The 13546-nt window shown below is 67.9% G+C and carries 12 protein-coding genes and 1 tRNA gene; 7 read left to right on the top strand and 6 right to left on the bottom strand.

Annotation, left to right across the window (positions count from 1 at the left end):
• Both GT354_RS39060 and GT354_RS39055 read left to right on the top strand, forming a co-directional pair.
• Positions 1–822, top strand: an 822-nt coding sequence (locus tag GT354_RS39060) for a class E sortase (protein WP_161361107.1), incomplete at its 5' end; no start/stop codon positions are given.
• Between the two features lie 65 nt (positions 823–887).
• A complete protein-coding gene (locus tag GT354_RS39055; RefSeq protein ID WP_161361106.1) occupies positions 888–1688 on the top strand; it encodes a class E sortase in 801 nt (266 codons plus the stop codon).
• Positions 1689–2650: 962 nt separating this feature from the next.
• Here the strand turns inward: GT354_RS39055 and GT354_RS39050 are convergent.
• Positions 2651–3421, bottom strand: a complete 771-nt coding sequence (locus GT354_RS39050; protein WP_161361105.1) for a GntR family transcriptional regulator — start codon at positions 3419–3421, stop codon at positions 2651–2653.
• A gap of 176 nt (positions 3422–3597) precedes the next feature.
• On the opposite strand from GT354_RS39050, the gene GT354_RS39045 reads away from it, so the two are divergent.
• Genes GT354_RS39045 through GT354_RS39025 form a run of 5 tightly spaced genes read left to right on the top strand, consistent with a single transcriptional unit; the run spans position 3598 to position 6854 of the window.
• Complete coding sequence (locus GT354_RS39045) at positions 3598–3909, top strand: hypothetical protein (protein ID WP_161361104.1); 312 nt, start codon at positions 3598–3600, stop codon at positions 3907–3909.
• The gene (locus GT354_RS39040; RefSeq protein WP_161361103.1) at positions 3906–4100 is read left to right on the top strand and encodes a hypothetical protein; all 195 of its coding nucleotides are present in this window, start codon (positions 3906–3908) and stop codon (positions 4098–4100) included. The genes GT354_RS39045 and GT354_RS39040 overlap by 4 nt, the downstream gene beginning before the upstream one ends.
• The gene (gene repSA / locus GT354_RS39035; RefSeq protein WP_237535883.1) at positions 4097–5524 is read left to right on the top strand and encodes a replication initiator protein RepSA; all 1428 of its coding nucleotides are present in this window, start codon (positions 4097–4099) and stop codon (positions 5522–5524) included. The genes GT354_RS39040 and repSA overlap by 4 nt, the downstream gene beginning before the upstream one ends.
• Positions 5521–5706: a helix-turn-helix domain-containing protein gene (locus GT354_RS39030; RefSeq protein WP_161361102.1), complete on the top strand. Its 186-nt coding sequence runs from the start codon at positions 5521–5523 to the stop codon at positions 5704–5706. The genes repSA and GT354_RS39030 overlap by 4 nt, the downstream gene beginning before the upstream one ends.
• Complete coding sequence (locus tag GT354_RS39025; protein WP_161361101.1) at positions 5706–6854, top strand: site-specific integrase; 1149 nt, start codon at positions 5706–5708, stop codon at positions 6852–6854. Before GT354_RS39030 ends, GT354_RS39025 begins: the two co-directional genes overlap by 1 nt.
• Before the next feature lie 56 nt (positions 6855–6910).
• Here GT354_RS39025 and GT354_RS39020 read toward each other — a convergent pair.
• From GT354_RS39020 to GT354_RS39000, 5 genes are all read right to left on the bottom strand, one after another.
• Positions 6911–6987, bottom strand: a tRNA-Ile gene (locus GT354_RS39020).
• A 50-nt stretch (positions 6988–7037) separates the two neighbouring features.
• Positions 7038–7415, bottom strand: a complete 378-nt coding sequence (locus tag GT354_RS39015) for a DUF3566 domain-containing protein (RefSeq protein WP_161361100.1) — start codon at positions 7413–7415, stop codon at positions 7038–7040.
• A 465-nt stretch (positions 7416–7880) separates the two neighbouring features.
• A complete protein-coding gene (gene gyrA / locus GT354_RS39010) occupies positions 7881–10505 on the bottom strand; it encodes a DNA gyrase subunit A (RefSeq protein ID WP_161361099.1) in 2625 nt (874 codons plus the stop codon).
• Positions 10506–10623: 118 nt separating this feature from the next.
• A complete protein-coding gene (gene gyrB / locus GT354_RS39005; protein ID WP_161361098.1) occupies positions 10624–12660 on the bottom strand; it encodes a DNA topoisomerase (ATP-hydrolyzing) subunit B in 2037 nt (678 codons plus the stop codon).
• A 405-nt stretch (positions 12661–13065) separates the two neighbouring features.
• Positions 13066–13546 (bottom strand): DciA family protein (locus GT354_RS39000; protein ID WP_161361097.1); only part of this gene is annotated, 481 nt, incomplete at its 5' end.

The raw sequence follows: 13546 nt of genomic DNA, 5'->3' as shown, positions 1-13546 counted from the left end.
GGCGGCCGAGCCGAGCGGCGCAAGGCGCAGCGCCGCAACGGCGGTCGCCCGCCCACCCGCGATGCCGTGCCCGAACACGCGGGTCGCGCGGCGCGCCGCAAGGCGGCCAAGCCCTCGATGGGCTCGCGCGTGCTCACCGCCGGTGCCCGCCTGGTCGGCGAACTGGCCATGACGGTGGGCGTCTTGCTGGTCCTGTACGTCGTCTATCTGACGTGGTGGACGAACGTGGTGGCGGCCGAGAAGGGCCGCGACACGGCACAGGACATACAACGCCAGTGGCAGGACACCCCCGGGCAGGTGGTGGATCCGCGCAATCCCGGCCAGTACGTCGCGCCGAACAAGGGCTTCGCGCTGATGTACATCCCCAAGCTGGGGATGGAGCGGCAGGCGATCGCCGAGGGCACCGATCGGGCCAAGGTGCTCAACAACGGCCTGGTGGGCCACTACACCGACCCGCAGACGGCGATGCCGTGGGACGCCCAGGGCAACTTCGCGCTGGCCGCGCACCGCAACGGGCACGGCGAGGTCTTCCGATACATCAACAAGCTCAAGCCCGGCGACAAGATCGTCGTGGAGACCGCGACGGCGTACTTCACCTATGTCGTGGACGCCGACCTGCCGCAGACCGTCCCACAGCACATCGAGGTCATCGATCCGATCCCCGACAAGGGCCCGTACAAGAAGGCCGGCCGCTACATCACGTTGACCACGTGCACGCCGGACGGGTCCTCGACGTATCGGTTGATCGTGTGGGGACATCTGGAGGAGGAGCGCCCCCGCAGCCAGGGCAAACCCGATGCCCTGATCGCCGAAAACAAGTGACGGCGCATCACATTCCGGTCTCCGGGTCCTGACCTAACTGCTTGTCTGTGCCAAGCTGTCGACCCATGGGCGCTGTACGCAAGACGATTCGCGTCGGAGCGGAACTGCTTTTGACCATCGGCCTGGTGGGACTGCTGCTGTGTGTGCATCAGCTCTACTGGACCAATTTCGAGGCCGAGGCGAAGGCGAACGACGCGCTCTCGCGTCTCGACAAGGAGTGGTCGCACCTCCCCCCGGAGGAGCCGACCGTCGCCGCGCCGGTCGTCACGCCGGGCGTCACGCCGGAGCCGAACACCGAGGCCCCGCCGTACGAGGACACCAGCGGACCGGGCGACACGGGGCTGGACGGGCACAAGGACGGAACCAAGGTCAAGGGCGCCGACACGGTCCGCGGGCACGAGTTCGCGGCGATCTACATCCCTCGGCTGGGCTCGGGCTTTCGCAAGCCGATCGTCGAGGGGTCGAGCCGCGACGCGCTCGCGCGGGGGGTCGGGCACTACACGTATCCCCCCTACGTCGGTCCCGGCCAGGTGGGCAACTTCGGCCTCGCGGGGCACCGCAACGGGCACGGTGAACCGTTCCGCTACCTGAACAAACTTCGGGTCGGCGACAAGGTCGTGGTGGAGACCGGGACCCAGTGGTTCACCTACACGATCCTCAAGGGCCCCTACATCACCAAACCGTCCAACGGCGAGGTACTGGGTTCACAACCACCGCAGTTGGACGTACCACAGGGATCGCGCCTGATCACGTTGACGACATGCGACCCGGAGTTCAAGTCGACGAACCGGATGATCTATTGGGGCACGCTCACCACGACCGACCCCAAGCAGCCGGGCTTCAAACCGGCGGCACTCAAGCGCTGAGCCGGGCCGGACGACGAGCGGCGCTCGACCGACGACCGAGCGGCGCTCGCCGACCCCCAAGTCGCCCGTCTCACCACGTCGTTCCCCCACCCGCGAGGCATTGCCGTCGCGCCGCGTCGCACGACGGACCGAGACGGGCGGCCGACCCTTTGGGCCCCGAACGACCCCGGAAACGACCGAGGGCCCTTCCCCGGAAACCGGGAAAGGGCCCTTGACCTGCTAACACTGAAGTGGGCCTAACAGGACTTGAACCTGTGGCCTCTTCCTTATCAGGTAGATCGTGATCGACGTCGGGGGGCAACTTGGCAACGCTGAGCGCGCTTTCGTCTCCGCTGGCGGCTGCTGATGTCCGCCCAGATTCACTGCTGTTGGTGTCAGGAACTGCTGTCAGCTCTGCCGCGTGTGTGCCCGCCGCGATCCGTAGGCCGAGGGTGTCGTTTGGAGTCGCGGCCCCGGCCGCATGGCCGGGGTGTCTGGTGGTGGAGTCCCTCGTTGTCGGCATGCCTCGCAGCAGCGCGCACGGTGCCCGGTGTCAAATCCGTGCCCTTGGGATTTGATTCCGGGTGCCGGGTGTGCTGACCTCCTGGTGCCGTCAACGAGGGGCGGAACCACCAGACGAGAGACGGTGGTCCCACCCGGCCGCCGGGTCCACGCGGACCCCTCCCCTCGGAAGTTGGCCCGCCGGAGGCATGGGGTGAACCGCGGGGCGCGGCGGCTGCGGGGGGAGGGTGCCGGCCACTGGTTCTCCTGCTGGCTCCGAGCTCGGCTGGCGCGCGTTCGGAGTCGGCCGACGCGGGCCGGAGGCAGGAGCGGCGGCCGGGCTCCGGGACGCGCGCCCCGCGCCGTGCGCGGGGCGCCTTGATTCAGTAGAGAAACCATGAACCACTGCCCCCACCCAGACATACAAGTACGCCCGAGCACAGGGGAGACCTGACGCTCGGGCGCACTCGATGCATGAGGCGCTAGTTCTGGTCGGCGGACCACTCGTAGTCGAGCTTCCACAGGTGGGTTGGCATGACGTGGACGCACACCTCCACAGGCTGACCATCTGCCGTCCAACCCGTGTGCGTGATCTCGTAGACCCTCTGGTCTTCCGTCATGTCCAGGAACGAAGCTTCCTCCGGGGTCGGAGTCCTGACGTTGAGGCTCTCCGTGATCCGCGTCTGGGCAAGGCCCAGGTCTGCGAAGCGCGAAACGATGCCCCCGGGGCCGCTCTCGTCAGCCTCTAGGGCCGTACCCTCTGCGATCGCAACCGGGATGTACGAGTCGGCAAGCTGCACAGCAGTGTCATCGGCGTACATACGTCGGGCGCGCTTGACGGTGCTGTTCTCATCTGCGGCAACGTTCAGGATCTCGGCCACGTTCGCTGGCGGGGTTACCCGGCTAACCGTGAGTTCGCTCCTGGGCGTAAAGCCCAACGCGCGAACCTCGGCGTCGAAGGCGCCTCGTCCGTCTGCCCTCTCGCGCGCGGCCTGCGAGTAGCGGAGCGTTGCATTCCGCTGAATCGGCGGTGTGAAAGTCACAAGGGTTCCCTTTCCTCGTCGTGCCCGAACGAGCCCATCAGCCGTCAGGACCCGGAACGCCCGGTTGATCGTGCTCCGGTCCACACCCATCGACTGGGCTAGCTCTTCCTCACGCAGGACGGTCCCGCGCGCGTAGTCGCCTTGCTTGATCGCGGTCCGGATCGTGTCCGCAACCTGCCGGTACTCGCTCCGGCCTCGATTCGTACTCATGACCAGAGTCTATCCCTTTGTGCTACGTGGCGCATGTTGACAACTTCACAGAACTCACGCTCTACTGCTACGTAGCACAAAGTACGTAGCACGTGATCATCGGCCTAAGAAGAGCGGCGCCCCTACCGCCAAGCAGATGCGCCGCTCTTCGTCCCTCTCTCAAGGGAGCTCTCATCATGCCCGCTTCTGTCCTCCTGACACGTCCGGCCATCCTCGACACATTGCCGGCGTCCTGCCCGGACTGCCGGGGTGCGCTCGTAACCGTGGACCTCGACGGTTCGATCAATGGCCTCCCCGGTGCCGAGGTTCCGTGCGGCTGCGTGTTCGTCCTGGACCCGGCGGACTGCCGTTGCGCCGGTACCGGCCGCATTGACACCTACTACCCGGACGGCGAGTACGCCTGGACTGTGGACTGCGGTGAGCACAACGCCGCGTGGCGTCTGGCCGGCCGCCCCTCGTCGGGTCGTCTCGCCGGTGGTGCCGCGTGAGCGCCCGTGTCCTGGCACCCGAAGGCGCCGCGTTCTCGCTGTCGAACGTGGATCGCTCGGTGGTCTGCCCGTGCTGCGGTACGCGCGCGCCCGGCTGGGTCCGGGTCCGGGTGGACTCCCTGAGGGTGTGGACGCACGACGGCAACGTGATCTGCCCGCGCGATCCCTCGTTCGGCCGGCGGTCCCGATGACGGTCCTCGACATGGCCACCGCGCTGGGCGTGGACGACCTGACGGCGTCCGATCTCCTGCGGGTGATGTCGCGTCCCGGCTTCGAGCGGCTGCGCGAACAGATGCGCCGTACCGGCGGCTGCTCGGACCCGGTTCACCTGATGGGCGAGACGACCACGACCGACCGGGCCGGCCGGACCCTGCACACGTGGTCCACGCGTGAGGAACCGGGCGCGACGCTGCGGGTCGCCTGCGGCAACCGCCGTTCCTCCCGCTGCCCCTCGTGCGCGTCGATGTACGCGGCGGACACCTTCCACCTGATCCGGGCCGGCCTGAGCGGCGACGTCCGCAAGCACGTGCCCACCACGGTGCGGGCGCACCCTCGGGTGTTCGCGACCTTGACGGCTCCCTCGTTCGGCCCGGTCCACAACCGCCCGGACTCGGGCCGCTGCCGCTGCGGGGCAACCCATCCGGAAGACGCTCCCGAACTGGGGACCGCGCTCGATCCGGGCCGGTACGACTACGGCGGGGCGGTGTTGTGGAACAACCACGCCGGACACCTGTGGGCCCGGTTCGCGGTCTACCTGCGGCGTGAACTCGGCTCCCGGGCCGGCCTCAACCGTGCGGAGTTCCGGCAGGCGGCGAAGCTGTCGTTCGCGAAGGTCGCGGAGTTCCAAAAGCGCGGTGCGGTCCACTTCCACGCGGTCGTTCGCCTCGACGGTCCCGACGGTCCGGACACCGAACCTCCCGCGTGGGCGACCGTTGCCCTGCTGGACGATGCGATCCGGGCGGCTGCCGCGCGCGTGCGCCTGGAGGTGCCGGCCACCGACCTCGGACACCCGGCCCGAACCCTGGCATGGGGCGCTCAGGTGGACGTGCGACCGATCGCGTCCGGCTTCGAGGACGGCACCGACATCACGGAGGAAGGCGTGGCGGCCTACGTCGCCAAGTACGCCACGAAAGCGGCCGAGATCGCCGGGGGCCTGGATCGCCGGATCGGGGAGCGCGCGGAACTGACGCTCCTTCAGGTCCCGGAGCACACGCGTCGCCTGATCGAGGCGTGTTGGGAGCTGGACGACGCGTACCCGGAACGGATGCTCGCGCACTGGTCGCACATGCTCGGCTTCCGGGGCCACTTCTCCACCAAGTCCCGCGCCTACTCGACCACCCTCGGGGCGCTGCGCAAGGTCCGTGCCGACTTCCGCGCCACGCAGCAACGGCGCTCGCTCGGGCTGCCAGACCCGGCCGCGGCTGATGGTGCCGGCGACTCGGAGGGCTCAACGCTGGTGGTCGCGCACTGGGAGTACGCCGGACACGGCCACACCCCGGGTGAGTCCTGGCTCGCCGCGACCGTCGCCCACGACATCCGCACCAACCGCGAAACCGCCCGCGAAGCACTCGCCGACCTGGCAACCGACCAAGAAGAGGGGGAGGACTGGTCGTGAGTGACGACGACGTTCTGATGGTCGAGGAAGTCATGGCCTGGCTCAAGCTCGGTCGGACCAAGGTCTACGACCTGATGCGGACACAGCAATTGGAGTCCTTCACGGTCGGGCGGTCACGCCGTATCCCCGCCGTAAGCGTGCGCGCCTTCATCGCGGGGCGTCTGGAAGAGGAGGTGGCGTGATGGCCAAGCGGCGGCCGAACGGGGCAGGCACCATCACGAAGCGGGCGGACGGTCGGTACCAGGGCGCGGCCTACGTGACCGACACCAACGGGCATCGCGTCCGCCGGTACGCCTACGGCAAGACGTGGGACGAAGCAGCTGAGGGGCTGGCCCTCCTCCAGGCGAACGAGCGTAAGGGCGTGCCGGTGCCGGACAAGTCGTGGAAGCTCGGGGCCTTCCTCGACTACTGGCTTGAGCAGATGGTCAAGCCGGCCCGGGAGCCTGCGACGTACGCGAAGTACGAGAGCATGGTCCGGCTGTACATCAAGCCCGCGCTCGGCAAGAAGGTCGTCACCAAGGTGACGCCGAAGCAGGTCCGGGCCCTGCTCGATGCCCTGCGTCGATCAGGGGTCGGGCAGTCCACCATCGTGGAAGTCCTGAAGACCCTGCGGAACGCGCTCAACCGAGCCATGCGTGAGGAACTGGTGGGCCGCAACGTCGCGGCGCTGGTGGACATGCCCTCGGTCGAGAGTAGGGAAGTCCTCCCGTGGTCGGTGGCCGAAGCGGTCGACGTTCTGAAGGTCGCGCGTTCGCATCGGTTGTACGCGGCCTTCGTCATGGTCCTGGTGCTGGGCCTGCGGCGGGGTGAACTCCTCGGGCTGCGCTGGTCCGACGTGAACATCCCGGAAGGTCAGTTCGTGCCGCGCAAGCAGGTGCAACGGGTGGACGGCGCGCTCGTGCTCAAGGACCTCAAGAGCAAGGCGTCCAAGGCCGCGCTTCCTCTGCCGTTGCTGTGCGTCGAAGCGCTGACCGAACGCAGGCACCTGCAACAGCTCGAACGTGAAGCCGCGGGCGAGTCGTGGAAGGAATCGGGGCTCATCTTCACGGAGCGACACGGCGGCCCGATCGAACCGCGAAGCTTCTCCCGCACGTTCGACGCACGAGTGGCGCGGTCGGGTGTTCGCCGGATTCCGCTGCACAGCGCGCGGCACACCTGCGGGACGTTGCTCGCCGCGCTGAAGGTGCATCCTCGGGTGGCCATGGCGATTCTGAGGCACAGTCAGATCAGCGTGACGATGAACATCTACACCCACGTTGCCACGGACGATCAGCGCGCGGCGGCGGCCTTGTTGGGCGCTCGGCTGCGGGACGGTATCCACAGCCGTTGATGTCAACCTGTGGATGCAGAAGACCCCGGACCATAATCGGTCCGGGGTCTTTATGCTGGTGGGCCTAACAGGACTTGAACCTGTGGCCTCTTCCTTATCAGGGAAGCGCTCTAACCGTCTGAGCTATAGGCCCGCGTGCGTGCTCAGAGAGCGTACCGCACCGCTTGCCTGCCGCCAAAATCGTTAGTCCTCCTCGGCCAGGGTGACTTCGATGCCCCCGGTGAACGAGGCTGTGAGGTTGTAGAGGAACGCTCCGAGGGTCGCGAGCGCGGTCACCAGAACGACGTCGACGATGGCCACGACGCCGCTGAAGAACAGCGTGTTCTTGAGCGAGAGGAAGTGCTTGAGGTCGAAGCCGCTGTTGTTCTCCGACTGGGTGGCTTCCTTGACCGTGTTGCCGACCGAGGTGAACACACCCAGGCCGTCGAGCACGAGCCACAGCACGGTCACCGCCACCATCAGGACCACGCCCAAGGCGAGGGACAGCATGAAGCCGACCTTCATCACCGACCACGGATCCACCCGCGCCGCGCGCAGCCGCGCCCGGCGCGTGCGCGCCATCGGTCGTATCCCCGACTCGGGGCCCGGGTGCGACGGTTGCTGCGTCACGGGCTGCCCCACCTGGTGTGTGGCCGACGTGGCCTCGCCCCCGTCTGCCCGGTTCGGGCGCGCGGTCGTGATCGTGCCGGCCCCCGCCGTTCGCGTCGGCACGCTCTTGCCGTTCACCGCCTTCGGCGGCCCCTCCGTACCTTCCCGCACCCCTGCCGCAGGAGGGAAGGGGGAGTTGAACGGAGCGGGAGCCGGAGTCGCAGCCGCAGGGCGCGGCGGTCGCTGTGCCGCGCCCTGCGTGGATCCGGTGCCCGCCGCCGGTGGTGGGGCGGCGGGCTTGGGCGGCACCTGCCCCGCCGGGGGCGGTGCCGCCTCGTTGCGACCCGTGCCGTCCGTACTGTCAGCGCGCCCGCCGGCCCGACTCCGATCGGCGCGCTCGCCTCTCCCGCCGGCCGACTTCCGGTCTGTGCTCACGCGTCACCCTTCCTGCCCGTCGGGCGCGACCTCCCCTACGACGGTGGAGGTCGGCTCGTGCGTGCCTTCGGCCGCACCGGCTTCGGCCCCGTCGACCTCAGGGTCGATCTCGGCCTCGGGCTCAGGCTCGGCGTTACGTGCGACGCCGACAACGGCGTCACCCTTACCCAGGTTGATCAGTTGCACGCCCATCGTGTCACGCCCGGTGTGCCGGATACCCGCGACGCGAGTACGGATCACTCCGCCGCCGAGCGTGATCGCCAGGATTTCATCCGTGTCGTCCACAACCAGCGCCCCGACGAGTGAACCGCGATCCTCGACGATCTTGGCGGCCTTGATACCGAGGCCCCCACGTCCCTGGACGCGATATTCGTCCACACTGGTTCGCTTCGCGAAGCCACCATCGGTCGCGGTGAACACGAACGTGCCCTCACGGACCACGTTCATCGACAGCAGTTCGTCCCCTTCGCGGAAGGTCATCCCCTTGACCCCGGACGTGGCCCGGCCCATCGGCCGCAGCGTCTCGTCGGTCGCGGTGAAGCGAATGGACTGCGCCTTCTTGCTCACCAGCAACAAGTCGTCGTCCGCGGAGACCAGCTCGGCGCCGATCACCTCGTCGTCGTCACCGGCCTCGTCCGAGCGCAGGTTGATCGCGATGACGCCGGCCGCGCGGTTGGTGTCGTATTCCTTGAGCGAGGTCTTCTTGACCAGACCCGCCTTGGTCGCGAGCACCAGGTAGGGCGCCACCTCGTAGTCGCGCAGGTCCAGGACCTGGGCGATCTTCTCGTCGGGCTGGAACGCGAGGAGGTTCGCCACGTGCTGTCCACGCGCGTCGCGCCCGGTGTCCGGGAGTTCGTACGCCTTCGCGCGATAGACCCGGCCCTTGTTCGTGAAGAACAGGATCCAATGGTGGGTCGTGGTCACGAAGAAGTGGTCGACGATGTCGTCCTGCTTGAGGTGCGCGCCCCGCACACCCTTGCCGCCGCGCTTTTGCGAGCGGTACAGGTCGGTACGGGTGCGCTTGACGTAGCCGCCCCGCGTGATCGTGATGACGATGTCCTCTTCGGCGATCAGGTCCTCGATGGACATGTCGCCGTCGAAGGGCACCAGCGCGCTGCGTCGGTCGTCGCCGAACTTGTCGACGATCGCCGCGAGTTCCTCGCTGATGATCTGCCGCTGACGGTCCGAGGACGCGAGGATCGCCTGGTAGTCGGTGATCTTCGCCATCAGCTCGTCGTGCTCGGCGGTGATCTTCTGGTGCTCCAGGGCCGCGAGGCGACGCAGCTGCATCTCCAGGATCGCGTTGGCCTGGATCTCGTCGATCTCCAGCAGCCCGATCAGGCCGGTGCGCGCCTCGTCGACCGTGTTGGACGCCCGGATCAGCGCGATGACCTCCTCGATCGCGTCGAGGGCCTTGAGCAGGCCACGCAGGATGTGCGCGCGCTCCTCGGCCTTGCGCAACCGGAAGCGGGTCCGCCGGACGATGACCTCGATCTGGTGCTCCACCCAGTTGCGGATGAAGGCGTCGATCGAGAGCGTGCGCGGCACGCCGTCCACGAGCGCGAGCATGTTCGCGCCGAAGTTGTCCTGCAGTTGGGTGTGCTTGTACAGGTTGTTCAGCACGACCTTGGCGACCGCGTCGCGCTTGAGCACGATCACCAGGCGCTGGCCGGTGCGCGAGGAGGTCTCGTCACGAACGTCGGCGATGCCGCCGATCTTGCCGTCCTTGACCAGGTCGGCGATCTTTTGCGCGAGGTTGTCGGGGTTGACCTGGTAGGGCAGCTCGGTGACGACCAGGCACTGCCGGTTCTGGATCTCCTCGACCTCGACGACCGCGCGCATGGTGATCGAGCCGCGACCGGTGCGATACGCGTCCTCGATGCCGCGGCGGCCGACGACGAGCGCACCGCTGGGGAAGTCCGGGCCCTTGATCCGCTCGATCAGCGCGTCCTGGAGTTCCTCCGCCGAGGCGTCGGGGTTCTGCAGGTACCACTGCGCGCCCGACGCGACCTCGCGCAGGTTGTGCGGCGGGATGTTGGTCGCCATGCCGACCGCGATGCCCGCGGACCCGTTGACGAGCAGGTTCGGGAAGCGCGCCGGCAGGACCGTCGGTTCCTGGTTGCGGCCGTCGTAGTTGTCCTGGAGATCGACGGTGTCCTCGTCGATGTCGCGGAGCATCTCCATCGACAGCCACTTGAGCTTGCACTCGGTGTAGCGCATCGCCGCCGCCGGGTCGTTGCCCGGGGAGCCGAAGTTGCCGTTGCTGTCCACGAGCGGCATGCGCATCGACCACGGCTGGGCCAGGCGCACCAGTGCGTCGTAGATCGAGGTGTCGCCGTGCGGGTGGTAGGTGCCCATGACGTCGCCGACGACGCGGGCGCACTTGTAGAAGCCCTTCTCGGGCCGGTAGCCGCCGTCGTACATCGCGTACAGGACGCGTCGGTGCACCGGCTTGAGGCCGTCGCGCACGTCGGGGAGCGCGCGCGAGACGATCACGCTCATCGCGTAGTCGAGGTAGCTGCGCTGCATCTCGGTCTCGAGCCCGACGGGCTCGATGCGCAGACCGCCGGTGCTGTTGACCGCATCCACCGGGTCGCCTTCGGGCGCCGGGGTGTTCTCTTCGGCCATCGCTGGTCAAAGTCCTTTCGAGCAGTGGCGTGGGGGCCGACTCAGATGTGGAGATCCGCGCTGCGGCGAATGCCCCGGCTGGTCAGATGTCCAGACGGCGTCGGATGTCCGGGCAGCGTCAGATGTCCAGGAACCTGACGTCCTTGGCGTTGCGCTGGATGAAGGAGCGACGTGCCTCGACGTCCTCGCCCATGAGCACCGAGAACAGTTCGTCGGCCTGGGCCGCGTCGTCGAGCGTGACCCGACCGAGCACCCGGTGGTCGATGTCCATCGTGGTCACCCGAAGCTCCTCGGCGTTCATCTCGCCGAGACCCTTGAAGCGCTGGATCGAGTCGTCCTTGGCCCGCTTGCCGGCCTGGCGACCGAGTTCGAGCAGCGCGTCGCGCTCGCGGTCGGAGTACGCGTACTGGAAGTCGTCCCGGCTCCACTTGATCTTGTACAACGGCGGACGCGACAGATACACGTGTCCGGCCTCGACCAGCGGGCGCATGAAGCGGAACAGGAACGTCAGCAGCAGGGTGTTGATGTGCTGGCCGTCGACGTCGGCGTCCGCCATCAAGATGATCTTGTGATAGCGAAGCTTGTCGATGTCGAAGTCCTCGTGCACACCGGTGCCGAAGGCCGAGATCAGCGCCTGGACCTCGGTGTTCTGCAGGATCTTGTCGATCCTGGCCTTCTCGACGTTCAGGATCTTGCCGCGAATGGGCAGGATCGCCTGGTACATCGGGTCGCGGCCGGACTTGGCCGAGCCGCCGGCCGAGTCGCCCTCGACGATGAAGATCTCGCACTTGGACGGGTCGTTGCTCTGGCAGTCGCTGAGCTTGCCCGGCAGCGACGCGGTCTCGAGGAGTCCCTTGCGGCGGGTGAGGTCACGCGCCTTGCGGGCCGCCATCCGGGCGGTGGCCGCCTGGATGGACTTGCGGATGATGTCCGCGGCCTCGCTGGGGTTGCGGTCGAGCCAGTCCGTGAGGTGCTCGTGCACGACCTTTTGCACGAAGGTCTTCGCTTCGGTGTTGCCCAGCTTGTCCTTGGTCTGGCCCTCGAACTGCGGGTCGCCGAGCTTGACCGAGATGATCGCGGTCAGACCCTCGCGGATGTCCTCGCCGGCGAGGTTGTCGTCCTTTTCCTTGAGGAACTTCTTCTCCCGCGCGTAGCGGTTGATCAGGCCCGTGAGCGCCGACCTGAAGCCCTCTTCGTGGGTACCGCCACCGTGCGTGTGGATCGTGTTCGCGAAGCTGTGCACGCCCTCGGTGTACTGCGAGTTCCACTGCATCGCGACCTCGACCGAGATGCTCCTCGTCTTGTCCTCGGCCTCGACGTCGATGACGGACGGGTGGACGAGTTCGCCCTTGCGCGAGTTGAGGTAACGCACGAAGTCGGCGATCCCCCCCTCGTAGTGGTACGTCACGGTGAGCTGCTCACCCTTGTCGTCCACGTGGTCCGGGCGCTCGTCGCTCAGCGAGATGGTCAGACCCTTGTTGAGGAAGGCCATCTCCTGGAAGCGCCGCGACAGCGTCTCGAAGGAGAACACCGTCGTCTCGAAGATGTCCGCGTCGGCCCAGAAGGTGACCTGGGTGCCGGTCTCGGTGGTCTCCTCGTGACGCTCCAGCGGAGCCGTCGGGGTGCCCAGCTTGTAGTCCTGCGTCCACCGGAAGCCGTCTCGGCGGATGTCCACCGCAAGCCGCGAGGACAACGCGTTGACCACGGAGACACCGACGCCGTGCAGACCACCGGAAACCGAGTAGCCGCCGCCGCCGAACTTGCCACCCGCGTGCAGGATCGTCAGCACGACCTCGACCGCGGACTTCTTCTCGACCGGGTGCATGCCGACGGGGATGCCACGACCGTTGTCGACGACCCGGACGCCGCCGTCGGCAAGGAGCGACACCTCGATGTGCGTCGCGTGTCCCGCGAGCGCCTCGTCGACCGAGTTGTCGACGACCTCGTAGACAAGGTGGTGTAGACCACGCTCGCCGGTGGAACCGATGTACATGCCCGGGCGCTTGCGAACCGCGTCGAGCCCTTCGAGCACCTGGATGTCGCTCGCGCCGTACGACGACGAATTGGTCGCGGCGGGGGTTTCCGGCGAACCGGCCACGTGATTCTCCTTGGGGTTGCCGGAATCGGCCACGAAGCGCCCTTTCTGGCACAGCACGGCTCCCTGCCCGGGAGCAGGATCGGCAGGTGGCGTCGGGCGGCCCGAGGGGCCGGCCCGTAGCGCCCCCGGGCACGGAGCCGCGGAAGTCGAAACAGGATCCGCATCAGCGGTATTGCTTGTTCAGTCTACCGGTCGAGCCGACACAAAGATGGGTTCCCAAGGCCCCTGTGTCCGCGTGTGGCGCCCTGATGTGTCCTGTCGCATGTCCCCCTACTTGCCCCGGGGTCCCGAATCGCTCTCATGCCCGTCCACGCGGTGCGGCCGACTCGGAGAGTGACAGCGTGTCAGACCGGTATGACACCGGACACATCGCCTCGGACGACGCCCGCGCGCGGGCCGGACCCGGCCCGTCGCCCCGGGTGCGTGCCCGCTCTCGTGCGGCCCGGTGTGGCCGAAAACAACCTAGGGCTGCGCACGCCACTGTCCCCGGCGCCGCTCCTGCGCGGGGCCGAGCACGCGAATGTAGGTGACCGTGCCGTCGCCGAGTTCCTGGTTGAGTCGGGCGAGCAGTTTCGGCACGAGCCAGCGCACATGCGTCGCGTAATTGTCGGATTCGGCGCGGATGGTCAGTTCGCCGTCCTCGAAGCGCTCCGGCTTGCAATTCGCCGCCAGCGCCGGGCCGACCATTTCCGGCCAGCGCTGCAAAACCCCGTGCACGGCGGCCGGGGTCTGCCAGCCGCGCTCGGTCACCAGTCTGCCCATGAGCTGCCGCAGGGGCTGGGGGTCGCGGTCGTCGGGGCCCGAGCCACTGCGTTTGAGCCCGCGACGGGACTGCGCCTGGTCCTGCCGACTGTCGTGGCGGGTGCGCGCCTGGGCGCGGGCCTGGGTCAGCGCCGCCCGGGCGAGATCGATGCCGCGCGTGGGCTCGGCGCCGGGGTCCGCG

Origin of the sequence: Streptomyces sp. SID3343, assembly GCF_009865215.1 — a bacterium.
Taxonomy (GTDB): Bacteria; Actinomycetota; Actinomycetes; order Streptomycetales; family Streptomycetaceae; genus Embleya.
Note: the sequence above shows the minus strand (reverse complement) of the source record. Positions and strands in the feature narration are given on the sequence as shown.